This is a genomic window from Paraperibacillus esterisolvens (assembly GCF_046237625.1).
GTDB lineage: Bacteria > Bacillota > Bacilli > Bacillales > DSM-1321 > Paraperibacillus > Paraperibacillus esterisolvens.
Map to the genome: position 1 here is coordinate 2,994,910 of NZ_CP143545.1, position 12,984 is coordinate 3,007,893.

17 protein-coding genes are annotated in these 12,984 nt (G+C 45.6%); 3 read left to right on the forward strand and 14 right to left on the reverse strand.

The genetic code is table 11. From position 1 onward, the window contains the following. Positions 1-2: 2 nt before the first annotated feature. Positions 3-1,109, reverse strand: a complete 1,107-nt coding sequence (yqeH, locus tag V1501_RS15170; RefSeq protein WP_409289397.1) for a ribosome biogenesis GTPase YqeH — start codon at positions 1,107-1,109, stop codon at positions 3-5. A 2-nt stretch (positions 1,110-1,111) separates the two neighbouring features. Beyond that, positions 1,112-1,627 carry a YqeG family HAD IIIA-type phosphatase gene (locus V1501_RS15175; protein WP_409289399.1) on the reverse strand — a complete coding sequence of 172 codons (516 nt, stop codon included), beginning with the start codon at positions 1,625-1,627 and terminating at the stop codon, positions 1,112-1,114. 541 nt (positions 1,628-2,168) lie between these two features. Here V1501_RS15175 and V1501_RS15180 point away from each other — a divergent pair. Beyond that, positions 2,169-2,309 (forward strand): sporulation histidine kinase inhibitor Sda, encoded by a 141-nt coding sequence (locus V1501_RS15180; RefSeq protein ID WP_409289401.1) that lies wholly within the window; start codon positions 2,169-2,171, stop codon positions 2,307-2,309. A gap of 42 nt (positions 2,310-2,351) precedes the next feature. On the opposite strand, the gene V1501_RS15185 is transcribed toward V1501_RS15180, so the two are convergent. Then, positions 2,352-3,155, reverse strand: a complete 804-nt coding sequence (locus tag V1501_RS15185; protein WP_409293392.1) for a phosphatidylserine decarboxylase — start codon at positions 3,153-3,155, stop codon at positions 2,352-2,354. A gap of 131 nt (positions 3,156-3,286) precedes the next feature. On the opposite strand from V1501_RS15185, the gene pssA reads away from it, so the two are divergent. Further along, a complete protein-coding gene (gene pssA / locus V1501_RS15190) occupies positions 3,287-3,826 on the forward strand; it encodes a CDP-diacylglycerol--serine O-phosphatidyltransferase (protein ID WP_409289402.1) in 540 nt (179 codons plus the stop codon). Positions 3,827-3,873: 47 nt separating this feature from the next. On the opposite strand, the gene V1501_RS15195 is transcribed toward pssA, so the two are convergent. Further along, complete coding sequence (locus V1501_RS15195; protein WP_409289403.1) at positions 3,874-5,670, reverse strand: M3 family oligoendopeptidase; 1,797 nt, start codon at positions 5,668-5,670, stop codon at positions 3,874-3,876. Positions 5,671-5,875: 205 nt separating this feature from the next. On the opposite strand from V1501_RS15195, the gene sigK reads away from it, so the two are divergent. Next, a complete protein-coding gene (sigK, locus tag V1501_RS15200; RefSeq protein ID WP_409289405.1) occupies positions 5,876-6,589 on the forward strand; it encodes an RNA polymerase sporulation sigma factor SigK in 714 nt (237 codons plus the stop codon). A gap of 20 nt (positions 6,590-6,609) precedes the next feature. On the opposite strand, the gene V1501_RS15205 is transcribed toward sigK, so the two are convergent. The 10 genes from V1501_RS15205 to V1501_RS15250 all read right to left on the reverse strand — a co-directional run bounded on the left by V1501_RS15205 (position 6,610) and on the right by V1501_RS15250 (position 12,864). Continuing rightward, positions 6,610-7,443: a GNAT family N-acetyltransferase gene (locus V1501_RS15205; protein ID WP_409289406.1), complete on the reverse strand. Its 834-nt coding sequence runs from the start codon at positions 7,441-7,443 to the stop codon at positions 6,610-6,612. Positions 7,444-7,572: 129 nt separating this feature from the next. After that, positions 7,573-7,713, reverse strand: coding sequence for a YrzI family small protein (locus V1501_RS15210; RefSeq protein ID WP_409289408.1), 141 nt, complete (start codon positions 7,711-7,713; stop codon positions 7,573-7,575). Between the two features lie 16 nt (positions 7,714-7,729). Next, positions 7,730-7,876 carry a hypothetical protein gene (locus tag V1501_RS15215; protein WP_409289410.1) on the reverse strand — a complete coding sequence of 49 codons (147 nt, stop codon included), beginning with the start codon at positions 7,874-7,876 and terminating at the stop codon, positions 7,730-7,732. Positions 7,877-7,905: 29 nt separating this feature from the next. Further along, positions 7,906-8,046, reverse strand: coding sequence for a YrzI family small protein (locus V1501_RS15220; RefSeq protein ID WP_409289412.1), 141 nt, complete (start codon positions 8,044-8,046; stop codon positions 7,906-7,908). A 25-nt stretch (positions 8,047-8,071) separates the two neighbouring features. Continuing rightward, positions 8,072-8,212 carry a YrzI family small protein gene (locus V1501_RS15225; protein ID WP_409289413.1) on the reverse strand — a complete coding sequence of 47 codons (141 nt, stop codon included), beginning with the start codon at positions 8,210-8,212 and terminating at the stop codon, positions 8,072-8,074. A gap of 599 nt (positions 8,213-8,811) precedes the next feature. Further along, the gene (locus V1501_RS15230) at positions 8,812-9,075 is read right to left on the reverse strand and encodes a YrhC family protein (RefSeq protein ID WP_409289415.1); all 264 of its coding nucleotides are present in this window, start codon (positions 9,073-9,075) and stop codon (positions 8,812-8,814) included. Between the two features lie 89 nt (positions 9,076-9,164). Next, positions 9,165-10,301 carry a bifunctional cystathionine gamma-lyase/homocysteine desulfhydrase gene (locus tag V1501_RS15235; protein WP_409289417.1) on the reverse strand — a complete coding sequence of 379 codons (1,137 nt, stop codon included), beginning with the start codon at positions 10,299-10,301 and terminating at the stop codon, positions 9,165-9,167. Beyond that, entirely contained in the window at positions 10,302-11,225 is a 924-nt protein-coding gene (locus tag V1501_RS15240) for a PLP-dependent cysteine synthase family protein (RefSeq protein WP_409289418.1), read from the reverse strand. Between the two features lie 289 nt (positions 11,226-11,514). After that, on the reverse strand, positions 11,515-12,207 hold the full coding sequence (mtnN, locus tag V1501_RS15245; RefSeq protein WP_409289420.1) for a 5'-methylthioadenosine/S-adenosylhomocysteine nucleosidase: 693 nt from the start codon (positions 12,205-12,207) through the stop codon (positions 11,515-11,517). A gap of 15 nt (positions 12,208-12,222) precedes the next feature. Then, the gene (locus tag V1501_RS15250; RefSeq protein WP_409289422.1) at positions 12,223-12,864 is read right to left on the reverse strand and encodes a class I SAM-dependent methyltransferase; all 642 of its coding nucleotides are present in this window, start codon (positions 12,862-12,864) and stop codon (positions 12,223-12,225) included. Between the last annotated feature and the right edge of the window lie 120 nt (positions 12,865-12,984).

Below are 12,984 nucleotides of genomic sequence, written 5' to 3' on the forward strand. Positions count from 1 at the left end.
CTTTATATTAGAGATTTTCGAAGGAGCACATTGACGCCCCTTGGTACATACGCCGTAACTTTTGCGCCCGGTTCATTGACCGTTACCCAGCCAAGGCCCGAAAAGACAATGTCGGTCTTAGCTTCCTTGATAGAAAGTTCATGCGGCACAAGCTCCGGCAGTTCTTCAGAACTGTCTTTCCTCGGAGGAACAAGCAGACCGCCGGCATGGTTTTTATAAAGCTCATCTGCTTTTTCAAGCTTTGTGCGGTGTATTTCAAGATCGTTGGACAGGTAGCAAGTAAACGACCTCCTGCCTCCGCTGATATAATCAAGCCTGGCCAGTCCGCCAAAGAAAAGGGTCTGCTCTTCATTGAGCTGATAGATCCTGGCCTTGATTTCTTTTTTGGGTGTAATGGCCTTAAGGTCTCTTTTATCGATATGATGCGCCATCTGATGGTGATTGATAATTCCCGGAGTGTCAATCAGGCTCCTGCCGTCATCCAATGGAATTTCTATCACATCAAGCGTCGTGCCGGGGAAATGAGAAGTGGTGATGATGTCACCCTCCCCTGTCACTTCTTTAATCATTCTATTAATGAAAGTAGACTTGCCTACATTTGTCGAACCGACCACATAAACATCTTTTCCCTGCCGGTAATGTTCAATCGCTGCGGCGGCTTCCTTCATATTTTGGCCCTTTGCCGCGCTGACAAGCATAATGTCCACCGGCTTTAAGCCGAGTTCCTTTGCAGAGGCCTGCAGCCAATTGATCAGCTTATTCTGCTTTACTGACTTTGGAAGCAGATCGAATTTATTGGCGATCAAGAGCACATCGTTGCTTCCCGCAAACCGGTGGAGCCCGGGCAGCCAGCTTCCATTGAAATCGAAAATATCCACAATCTTAACAATCAGGGCATCCTTGCTGCCTATTCCATTAAGGATCTTTAAAAAATCATCATCGGTAAGGGAGACATCCTGTACTTCATTATAATGCTTCAGTTTAAAGCACCTTTGGCAGACAATGGTTTCCTTATCCAATGATGAAGGTGGTGCATAGCCAAGCCCTTTTGGGTCCTCAGCCTGGATTTTAACTCCACATCCCACACATACATAATTTGTTTCGTTCAATTCTAATCCTCCCAATTTATCATGCCTTTCTTCCTGAACCATGATAGAATCCTGCGTTCAATTTTCCTGTTGAACCTGGTGATGAAACCGTCCGTCTGTGCTACTGGAACCACCAATATGGTCTTGAAGCCGTTTCTGTTTCCGCCAAATACATCAGTCAGGAGCTGGTCGCCGATTACAACTGCCTCCTCGCGCTTGATGCCCATTTGATTAATTGCGCGGCGGAATGCCCTGCCCATAGGTTTCCTGGCCTGGAAAATAAACGGGATATTAAGAGGTTCCGAAAAACTGTTTACTCTTTTTTCATTATTATTAGAAACAATCGTCACCAGAATTCCATGTTTCTTCATATTTTCAAACCATTCTATCAACTGAGGGGTGGCACTGGGCCGGTCCCATTCCACCAGCGTATTATCCAGGTCGGTGATAATTCCTTTGATTCCCTGAGCTTTTAATTTTTCAGGCGTAATATCCAGCACGCTCTTGGCGTGTTCACTGGGAAGAAATGATTTTAGCAATATATTTGCACCTCAACGCTTTCCGAGAAATTTACCTTTTCCATCATACCCAATTTCATGGCTCCTTTCAAAAGAATTTAATAAAGAGCTCCCGGTGTGAAGCTAAGTCATGGAGAGACCGGCTCTTTGTCCATTCTTTACATATGCTCCAAAAGAATAAAAACTTTTCGACAAAATCCGTCATAGCTCGCTTCTGTGGATAATTATATACACATTATACCCCTTTACAGGAGACAGAACTATTTTACTTGCTAACATATTAATCACAGTTTATCCACTCGGCACTGTGGATAAGGGAGCGATTGTTCCAAAAGCTTGATTTTGCTAAAGTTGGTTATATAACAAATAGACCTGTCATATATGATTTCATCCATACATCCATTCAAAAAATAATGATAATTTACCTGCCAGATTCCGCTGCCTCTTAAATACGGCTGACACTTATGACGGGCAGTCTGAAAAAATCTTCTGGCAGGCTCCATCCCCAGAAAATACAGCGTTCAATACTTTTCGTGGAGGTGACTGGCATACGCCGTCTAAAATGAACAAGCTCTCAGATGATCTATTGATTGAATCCTATCACAAAGCCAGGGAATTGAAGCTCAGCCCGGATTTCATCCAGCTGATTGAATCTGAAATCAACAGGCGGACCCTGACCCATAAAATCAGGGCTTTCTCCTAGCCTGCGGGGCTGTTCCGACATCCGGGACAGCCTTTTCCAGCTCTAGTGATTCCGTTGAATATCATTATCGGTTATAAACCCGATTTCCTGTCCTACATGTACGTCCATTGGGTAGGCAGCATTTGCAGAAGCCTGGAAAGTCCCTTTTTCAAACAACAGCACGACTGTCGATCCAAAGCTGAAGTATGCAAGCTCCTCCCCCTTCTGAATCTCTGTGTCCGAATGCGTCACAACGATGGAATTCACAAACATGGCGCCCACCTTCACAACTGCAGCGGAGCCTTTATCATGCTGGATTTCTGTAATGATCCGATAATTTTTGGAAAGCGTATCCCGGCCGTATTTCATTCCCCAGGCATTCACCGGGTAAGACTTCTTCCCAAGGAGCCAGCGTTTCGTCACCTTTCCGGCCAGGGGACTGTGTATCCGGTGGTAATGGCTCGGACTGAGATAAATCACCATATAGCTCCCTCCGATATACTTATGGAGCACCTCATTGTCACCGAGCATTTCTTCAATTGAATAAACCTTTCCCTTCACGGCGATATGTTTATCCGGCCTGATTTCACCTATATCCTCCAGGATCCCGTCCACCGGGCTGACAACAGAACCCGTTCCGTCATGGATGATTCTTGCTCCCTCTTTCAGATTTCGGATGAACAAATCATGCAGGGTAGGGAAATCTCCAATGTCTTTTTCCACTTCTTCAAGATTCAATTTGTATGCCTTCACATACGCTGGTATCAAAAACCTGCTCCACTTTGATTGCGCAAAGCGCTTTAAGGCTCCGGATGTAATCCGGCCATTTGTGAGCTCAATCAGCATTCTATAGAATGACTTTACTATCAAGGATGGTTCCTCCCGATTCGAAAATAGTCCTTTACCTTTTATCATAAAAGGAATAAAATAAAATATTATTATATAACAAATATTAGTGTGATTTCCATCATCATGCATGATTTTAAGGAGTGAAGAGCTTGTTTTTATCCGGCGTACTCGATTTAACCATAAAAAAGATCAAATCCCAGACTGCAAATGTTTTAACCATGATTAACCTATCCCTTGGCGGGTTTTCTATAATCTCTGTTCTTCAGGGAGAGCTGAACCTGGCTCTTCTATTAATATTCCTTGCGGCTCTTGCTGACCGTTTCGATGGCATGGTCGCCCGTATGCTGCACTCTGAATCGGAGTTCGGCAAGCAGCTGGATTCTATGTGTGACATCATATCTTTTGGGGCAGCCCCGGCACTCCTTCTATATCAGGGCATCATTTCCGACTTTGGAGCTCCAGGCTCGTTTTTCACAGTCCTTTATATTGGCTGCGGGGCATACCGGCTCGCAAAATTTAATATAAGTGAAAACAATGGCTACTTTTCCGGCCTTCCCATCACAGCCGCAGGATGTCTTTTGACACTCAGCTTCCTGGCCGTTCCCTATGTACCATCTGTCTGGCTTCTATTCCTGATGATTATATTATCAATCTTAATGGTCAGTCCATTCAAACTTAAGAAAATATAGCTCCCAGCCCAAAAAAACAGACTTCCTGCGAAGTCTGTTTTTTTTCATCAATGGAGTTTTGCTTCGGTGAGCTCCAGGAATTCCTCTACATCCTTCATGCACATGGCGACTGCATCATCCCAGAATCCGCGTTTGGTAAGATCGACGCCCAGGTGTTTTTGGGCGAGGTCCTCAACTTTCATTGAGCCTGTATCCTGCAGCAGCTTTATGTATTTCTGTTCAAATTGCTCGCCTTCATCCATTGCTTTTTTATAGATACCGAGCGAGAACAGATAGCCGAATGTATAAGGGAAGTTATAGAATGGCACACCTGTGATAAAGAAATGCAGTTTTGACGCCCAGAATTCAGGATGGTACTCTTCAAGGGCCTCTGCATAGGCTTCCTTCTGAGCATTTTCCATTAGTTCATTCAACCTGGCAGCTCCAACTACACCTATTTTGCGTTCTTCATAGAAGGCTGTTTCAAACAGGAACCTTGCATGAATATTCATCAGCAGGGCAACAGTCCTCTGGACTTTATCCTCGAGCAGGGCAAGGCGCTCTTCGGCACTGCCGGCTTCACGCACTGCAGCATCCGCCACAATCAGCTCTGCAAATGTCGAGGCGGTTTCTGCAACGTTCATGGCATAATTCCTGTTCAGGAAGTGGGAATCCTTGAGTGCGTAAGAATGAAATGCATGCCCCAGCTCATGCGCCAGCGTCGAGACATTAGATGGAGTACCGGAGTAAGTCATAAATATGCGAGACTGGCTGCTCTCAGGGAACCCTGTGCAAAATCCGCCGGGAGCTTTGTCTTCGCGGTCTTCCGCTTCTATCCAGTTCTCTTCAAAAGCCTTTTTCGTAAAACCGGCAAGCTCCTTGCCGAACTTGGAGAATTGCTTCAGAATAAAATCCGCGCCTTCCTGATATGGCATCACTTCAGCCGATTCAGCAAGCGGGGCATCAAGGTCATACCAGCTCAGCTTTTCTACACCAAGCAGCTCAGCCTTGCGCTTCAGATATTGTACCAGCGGAGCCTTCTGTTCGGCGATTGCGCTCCACATGCTATGTAAAGTCTCCCTGCTCATCCTGTTATACTCAAGCGGCTCTTTCAGGACATCGTCCCAGCCCCTCTTTTGATACACACTTAGCCTGAACCCGGAAAGGTGGTTAAGTGTATCTGCGAATAAATCCGCTTTTTCTGACCAGGCTTTCTCCCAGCTTTTGAAAACTTTCTGCCGCACGGTCCGGTCAGGATCTGAAAATTTATTGAAAGCCTGCCCTACAGACAGTTCCTTCATTTGTCCTTTTTCTTCCACCGCGACCTTAACAGAGCTGACCAGGATATCATACATCTGACCCCAGCCATGGTAGCCGTCAACTGCAAGCTGGCTGATGAGTGCTTCCTCCTCGACAGAAAGCTTATCCATCACTTTCTCCCTTCGTTCCTCCAGCACAAAGCGCAGCACCCTCAATTCCTTGTCCTTCAAGACCGTCTGGAAAAACTGCTCATCAAGCTTCGCCAGCTTCACATCAAACCCGTTCAGGGCAATGGAAAAATCAGCGCTTAAGCCCGTGATTTTCACCCGGTGCTCCCTTGCCCTGGCATCCTTTGTATTCTGTGCTTCCAGACAGCCGACGAATGCCCCTGCCTGACGCAGGCTCGCCCCTATCTCTGTAAACCGGCCAAGGATATGCTTGATGATATCTGTATCTTTTGCCTCAGACGTTGGATTCCATTCCGCGACAAGGCTTTTAAACTCAACAAGGCTTTTGTCCAGCCTGCTGAGATGCCCGGCAAACTCCTTGGAATCGCTTCCGCCTTCAAAAAACACATCTAAATCCCATGTTAAAGAATAGTTCATATTCATACCCCCTTTTCATCCTAATTATAGAGCCTATTTGGAATTTTTTCTATTTTTATTATTTTCTGCATGCAGCAGCCCACGCTGTAGAAAAATGACCCAAATCACTCTTTCGCCCGTAAAATTATATGGTACAGACACATCCTCTCCCCACGTCACATAGATATGTTTTAGGCGTTTGCCCAAAATAGACGGAGGTGTTGCTATGCCAGGCATACTTGCTGCTATCGGCTATATGGTAAAGGAGTTTCTCCTGCTCGTATCTTATGTAAAGAACAATGCGTTCCCCCAGCCCCTTTCCTCCAAGGACGAACGAAAATATCTTAAGCTCATGGCCGAGGGCGATGGCGAGGCCCGAAATTTGCTCATCGAGCACAATCTCCGCCTCGTGGCACATATCGTCAAGAAATTTGAAAACACAGGCGAAGACACCGAGGATTTAATCTCCATCGGCACCATCGGACTCATAAAAGCCATTGAAAGCTATTCCGAAGGAAAAGGAACAAAGCTTGCCACTTATGCGGCCCGCTGCATTGAAAATGAAATTCTCATGCACCTGCGTGCGACTAAAAAGACAAAAAAGGATGTGTCCCTTCACGATCCTATCGGCCAGGATAAGGAAGGCAACGAAATAAGCTTGATTGATGTTCTGAAATCGGAATCGGAAGACGTGGTCGACACAATTCAATTAAATTTGGAAATCGAGAAGGTTAAACAATTCATCGATGTGCTTGATGAACGGGAAAAAGAAGTGATTGTCGGCCGGTTCGGCCTCGATCTTCAGAAAGAAAAGACCCAGCGGGAGATCGCCAAAGAACTGGGTATCTCCAGGAGTTATGTTTCAAGGATAGAAAAGCGTGCCCTGATGAAGATGTTCCACGAATTTTACCGTGCAGAAAAAGAAAAAAGAAGAAGCTGAGCAGCTTCTTCTTCTTTTTTTTAAGATTTATCATATCGGTAATAGTCCTGTGAGCTGAAGGATACAAATCCGCAGGAAGTATACAGCCCCAGGGCATTGGCATTTTCCGCCTCAACTTCCAGGAAGATATCCCTGCCTGCCCCCGATTCCCGGCTGATGATCTGCCTTAATACTTCCCTTCCAATGCCGCGGCCCTGAAAATCAGGCAGGATGGCAAAACCATAAATCCATACCTGTTTCCCGCCCGGCCATGATATCCTGGCCTTACCGACTGGGTTCCCCTCATTTTCAATGATATAAGATTGAGAGCTGCTTTCATCCCGGGTCCTCGAGTGGTGGCGGACCGCTTCTTCCCGCTTGAACCCAAAGCACTGGACATCAAGTTCTATTTCAAGATCCCGGTCGGAATCAGCAGCCGGCCTCATATGGACGGTCTTATGTTCGGGGACAGCCGGTTTGCCTCCCCATTTCATTTGATACTCCGTAATGGAATATGAAAATGGACTCTGTGCGATGAATTCCTTTGCCGTGGCCGAATTTCCCGGCGCATTCAGGAGAATTTTCCTGTAATTTCTTTCTGCAATTCCTTCAAGAACACTCTGAAGGAGGCCGGTAAAGATTCCCTTCCTCCTGTGCCGGGGATCGACCATTCCACATATCTCTGCTTTACTGCCAAAATCATAGACCGCGATGAATCCGGCAAGTTCGCTTTCTATAAAGTGCGTGCCTCCCATCAGCTCTTCTTCGTCCATCTGCTTCAGCATATCCCAGTTGAGCTTCAATTCAATTCCATCGCTATGTTCACATTCCTCCTGCAGTTTTTTTATCCTTTTTAACAGTTCAGGTTTCTGCAATCAAGTTCCCCCTCCGAATTTTATTGCCGTTTCAGCCGTTCAGTTAGCCAGTATCCTTATAAATGTACAATAGTCCTTTTCGTATTAGAATGATTTTCATATTCATCTCCACCTTTTCCGATTGATATATTACATGATTCTGCCGATGCCGGCCGCATGATCCCTGTTCTTTTCATGCCAGGCTTTTATGGTCTCTTGATGCACAGCCTCCCCGGCTGTCATTCCCTTTTTCTTGATAACAATTGTAAAGAAAAGCATATGAAGTGTCATAGTATCACCTCCTGTCTTACCACACCTTGTTCTGCATCACATTGCTCAGCCGGACTATATCATCCACATTGCGGCCATGCTCTTCATGGAAATAGTCCTCATGCACTTCTTCCTTCTTCTTCCTGTTGATGATGATTGTAAAGAATAATAATTGTATGGTCATATAGCTTCACCTCTAAAAAATGTGTTTTCTTACATGATTGTATGAATCTGGAGCATTTTATCCACGTTCTCATCGTGCCACTTTTTAATCTGTTCTTCGTGGAATGCTTCCCTTCTTGTTTTCTTGACCGGCTTGATGCTGATGGTAAAGAATAGCATGGAAATCGTCATAAAATCACCTCCCTTATTCGTTTTATTACATAACATTGTTGATGTGAAGCATTTTATCCGCCTTCTCTTCATGCCAGCTTTTTATCTGTTCTTCATGGAAAGCAGCCTGCCTCGATTTCTTTAACGGTTTAATGAAAATCGTGAAAAATAACATTGGAATACCCATGGTATCACCTCCTTTGTTGTTCAAAATCCTTAATGAAGGCGTAAAAAGGCCGCAGAGAAGCTTCTGCGGCCATAAAAATGCCGCAGGCAAGATCCCAGACGGCACAAAAAGGCCGCATGGAATATTCTCCCTGCGGCCTATTATCACTTTCATTCACACAAAGAAATAATAAGAATTAAACCATACCATCCAGGTCGAATATAAAACTATGAAATATGAAGTTTTCAGCTTGAACCTTTGCCTGAATATCCAACATGTCATTCGACCTCCTTTGGTTATTTTGCTCCTCTTAAGAGCTTACATTGGTAAGTATATCCAAGAAGCATTGTTTTGTAAACCAGTTTTTTGCCTAAATTATCGACATTTTTCACAAAAAGGGCTCTTTGACCCGTTCTGCGGCACCTGCTGCCCTGTCCGGGGAAAGAGAATATGCTGCCATACAAAAGCAAAGCCTTCCATCAAAGCAAAAGAGAACCGCAAAATTTTTTGGACACCCTTCCATTGCATATTTACACGCCGTTTTGATGGCACCATAGAACCGAAAATGCGCTGTGTAGAATAAAGCCCGGGGAAAACAACTTGTTTTCCCCGGGCTTTGTTTAAGAACTTATGTTATTATCGCTGTCCTCTGTTTCCAAAAGCAGTTTTTTATATTTTGCTGATAGTAAGAAAAATAATCCGGCTCCCGCTATGGCAATTATCGCAGCCCACATCATTGGAAAGTTCGGATTCAATCCTTTTCCATAAGAATCAACCAGTACCCCGAGGTAAAAGAAAACTCCCAGGCAAATAAGGGTGTAGGCAAACCGCTTATAATCCGTCATCTTTTCATGAAGCTTCCTAAGCTGTTTATTATGAATCACTAGTTCCTCACCTGCCTTTTCCAATCATGTTATTACCTTAACATAATCGGCAGGCAGGTTAACTAGTAGATTGCTGTAAATACAGAGGGTTAATCCTCCAGGGCATGCGCCAGATCTTCTATCAGGTCTTCCACATCTTCAAGTCCCACGGAGATTCTGATGAGACCTTCTGTGATTCCGAGCTCCGCCCTCCGCTCCTGCGGGATGGATGCGTGAGTCATCCTTGCCGGGATGGAAATGAGGCTCTCTACTGCACCAAGGCTTTCAGCGAGGGTAAAGTATTTAAGTCTGCTGAATACTTTATCCGCCTTTTCGGCGCTGCCGACATCAAAGGAGACCATTCCGCCAAATCCTCCTGCCTGCTTTTTGGCAATATCATGGTTTGGATGTGAGGGAAGCCCGGGATAATACACTTTGGAAACAGCCTTATGGGATGACAAAAACGCTGTGATTTCAGCCGTGCTGCTTTCCGTTTCCTCCATCCTTACTCCCAATGTCTTGATGCCCCTGATCAGCAGCCAGGAATCCTGAGGCCCTAATACCCCGCCGGTCGAGTTTTGGATGAAGTGCAGATCATTCCCAAGCTCCTCAGAATTGACAACCACCAGGCCGGCCACCACATCGCTATGACCGCCAATATATTTGGTTGCACTGTGCAGGACAATATCAGCACCATGAGTGATCGGCGTCTGCCAATACGGTGTGCTGAATGTATTGTCTACGATAGTCAGCAATCCATTTTCTTTTGCGAGTTTTGCAATGGCTGCTATATCAGACACCTTCAGCAGCGGGTTTGTAGGCGTCTCCAGGTAAACGGCCTTGGTTTCTGGCCTGATTTCCTTAGTGATAGCATCGATATTGCTTGTATCCACAAATGTCGCTTCAAGCCCGAAGCGGTTCAGCACCTTTGTCATCACCCTGAAGGTCCCGCCATATACATCATCCGTCATGATGATGTGATCTCCCTTACTGAATAACATCATGACCGCAGTGATTGCCGCCATGCCGGAAGCAAATGCAAAGCCCCGCTCTCCGTTTTCAAGGTCTTTGATCAATTCCTCGAGCGCGTGTCTTGTCGGGTTGCCTGTTCTGGAATATTCAAAGCCGCTGTGCTTCCCCACTTCTTCCTGTTTATATGTGCTCACCTGGTATATCGGGGTGGAAACGGCACCTGTTACAGGGTCTCCGAAAAGACCTCCATGGATCAGCCTTGTTTTCTTTTTCATTTAAATGCCTCCTCTGTATATTTGCTTGCTTAAATACCTTTCGCTTGAATCCGGAAATATCATGGCTATATGAGTTCCGTGCTCCGCTTTTTCCGCTTCCTTCAAGGCTGCGGCCAGAACGGCTCCTGATGAGCTCCCTGCGAGGATACCTTCCTTTGCGGCGAGTTCCTTTACCAGACGGAAGGCATCCTCATCTGCCACAGTATATACCTCATCAAAATAAGAGCGGTCCATATAGTCTGGCAGGAACTCCATTCCTATCCCCTCCGTCTTATGAGGCCCTGGCTCTCCTCCATTGAGGATTGAGCCTTCGGGTTCCACAATCACGGTTTTGATGGCCGGGTTTTTTTCCTTTAAGTATTTTGATGTCCCCATGAAAGTCCCTCCTGTTCCCGCCCCGGCAATGAAGACGTGAAGGCTGCCGTCTAGCTGCTGCCAGAGCTCCGGGCCAAGTGTCTTATAGTAGGTTTCCGGATTATCAGGATTTGAGAATTGAGCTGGGGAGTATGAGCCGGGAATTTCTGCCAGAAGTTCATCAGCCTTTTTGATAGCGCCTGCCATGCCTTCTGCTGTTGGAGTATTGATGACCTCAGCCCCCAGTGCCTTCATCAGCTCCTGCTTTTCCTGACTGAACTTTTCAGGCACACAGAAAATGACCCTGATTCCCTTTTCGATGGCTGCGAGTGCCAGGCCGATTCCCGTGTTGCCGGCTGTAGGTTCAATGATGGTGCCTTTTTCAGGGAGCTTCCCGCTTTTAAGGGCTGCAGTGATCAATTCCTGTCCCAGCCTGTCTTTTATACTGCCGCCCGGGTTGAAGAACTCGAGTTTGGCAAAGAGCTTGACTCCTTGCGGAAGATTGAAGTTATTTATTTGCACGAGGGGGGTGTTGCCTACTAATTCATGTATATTGCGATATACATCCATATGAATGCTCCCTTTAAATGGTTGATAACTCACTTCATTCTATTTTTTTCCCAGCTAAACCAGCTGCTTTCCCAAAATACGGGTGTATCCGATTTTTGGGAAAGTTCCGGTTTACTTTGTTTAAGGCTGTTTTCGCACAAATTGGCTGTTAAACAAGAAAGTTGATCTCCGCTCCAGGCACTCGCTTTCCTCAGGGGTCTCGCGCCTGAAGCGGAAGTCCACTTGCTATATGTTTTAATATGCACAGAGCACTGATATAAAACAGCAATTTTTTAGAAAAGATTCTTATTTAAAGACGGTCAACGATTTTTGTAACCAAGCGGGCTGAATTTTCTGCTGCTGTCACAAGGAATTTATCAAATGAGATATCTGATTCCTTGCCGGCGATATCTGACAGTGAACGGATGACTACAAATGGCACACCGAACTGGTAAGCCGTCTGGGCTATCGCTGCAGCCTCCATTTCCGCTGCATAAAGCTGAGGGAATTTCTCTCTCACAAATTCGACTCTGCTGCTGTCGCTCATAAATGAATCTCCAGTCGCAATCAACCCCATTACCACCTGGATGCCTTCAATTTCACCTGCTGCTTCTTCAGCTGCCTTCACTAATTTATCATCAGCAAGAAAGGCTGCCGGAAGCTGGGGTACCTGGCCGTATTCATAACCGAAAGCTGTTACATCTACGTCATGGTGGCGGACTTCGGAGGAAATCACAACATCCCCAACTTCAAGTGAAGAAAGGAACCCGCCTGCGGAGCCGGTATTGATGATCACATCCGGCTTGTATCTTTCAAGCAGGATTGCCGTTGACACGGCCGCATTGACCTTTCCAATGCCTGATTTAAGCAGGATGATTTCCTTGCCATTCAATGTTCCCATATTGAATTCACAGCCTGCTATCGTTTCCTGTGTCAGGTTTTCTACTTGATCTCTTAGTATGGATACTTCTTCTTCCATCGCTCCTATTATTGCTGCTTTCATGGGGACAACCTCATTTCAATTCTGTTTTTCCGCCTCTACTATCCAGACAAATTCATTGCATCGTTCAAAGGATGCGGTAAAGCCGCAGGCATGTAATATACTCTTTAAGAAGGGGATGGTCGAATAATACTCTGACTTAAGATCCTGCGCCAGATTATAATAGCCTGCCCGTTCAGCCTCTGCCACTGCCCTTTGATAGTCAGCATTTGATTCATACATCGTATCGGCAAAAACTATTTTACCACCTTTACTCAGGAGGCTGCCATAAAGTTTGACGGCCTGCTCCTTTTCAGCATCGGTCAAATGATGGAAGGCATATGAACTGACAAAAGCATCGGTCATTGTCCCTGTCTCAAAGGCAAGAAAATCCCCATCGAGGACCTGGACCTGCCCGCCTAATTTTTCAATCATTTTACTTCTCATGGACGGCGAAGGTTCGACAGCTGTCACCCTGCATCCCCTTTCCAATAATCTGCCGGTGAGATTCCCGGTTCCCGGTCCAAATTCTATGACCTGCCCGGCAACCTTGGATGCCACCCGGCCCAGAATTTCATCATAATGTTCAAAAACCTTGCGATATTCTATATCATGGCCCGTCACGGTATCATCATACGTGCTTGCCCACTCATTGAATAATTCCACAAACTCCCGTCCCATCTTAAAACACCTTCTTAATTTTATTATTCCTATAGATATACTATGTTTTAAATAATAAACGGTTCCGGTTCTATATAGCAAGGATTTTAATCAGTCTGTTAAGATATACTTACGGGCAGG

What these genes read in the sequence shown, in the direction of transcription:
- V1501_RS15180 (WP_409289401.1), top strand. Translation starts at nt 2,169, where the DNA reads ATGAACAAGCTCTCAGATGATCTATTGATTGAATCCTATCACAAAGCC.
- V1501_RS15195 (WP_409289403.1), bottom strand. Translation starts at nt 5,670, where the DNA reads ATGAACTATTCTTTAACATGGGATTTAGATGTGTTTTTTGAAGGCGGA.
- sigK (WP_409289405.1), top strand. Translation starts at nt 5,876, where the DNA reads ATGCCAGGCATACTTGCTGCTATCGGCTATATGGTAAAGGAGTTTCTC.
- V1501_RS15210 (WP_409289408.1), bottom strand. Translation starts at nt 7,713, where the DNA reads ATGACACTTCATATGCTTTTCTTTACAATTGTTATCAAGAAAAAGGGA.
- V1501_RS15215 (WP_409289410.1), bottom strand. Translation starts at nt 7,876, where the DNA reads ATGACCATACAATTATTATTCTTTACAATCATCATCAACAGGAAGAAG.
- V1501_RS15220 (WP_409289412.1), bottom strand. Translation starts at nt 8,046, where the DNA reads ATGACGATTTCCATGCTATTCTTTACCATCAGCATCAAGCCGGTCAAG.
- V1501_RS15225 (WP_409289413.1), bottom strand. Translation starts at nt 8,212, where the DNA reads ATGGGTATTCCAATGTTATTTTTCACGATTTTCATTAAACCGTTAAAG.
- V1501_RS15235 (WP_409289417.1), bottom strand. Translation starts at nt 10,301, where the DNA reads ATGAAAAAGAAAACAAGGCTGATCCATGGAGGTCTTTTCGGAGACCCT.
- V1501_RS15240 (WP_409289418.1), bottom strand. Translation starts at nt 11,225, where the DNA reads ATGGATGTATATCGCAATATACATGAATTAGTAGGCAACACCCCCCTC.
- mtnN (WP_409289420.1), bottom strand. Translation starts at nt 12,207, where the DNA reads ATGAAAGCAGCAATAATAGGAGCGATGGAAGAAGAAGTATCCATACTA.
- V1501_RS15250 (WP_409289422.1), bottom strand. Translation starts at nt 12,864, where the DNA reads ATGGGACGGGAGTTTGTGGAATTATTCAATGAGTGGGCAAGCACGTAT.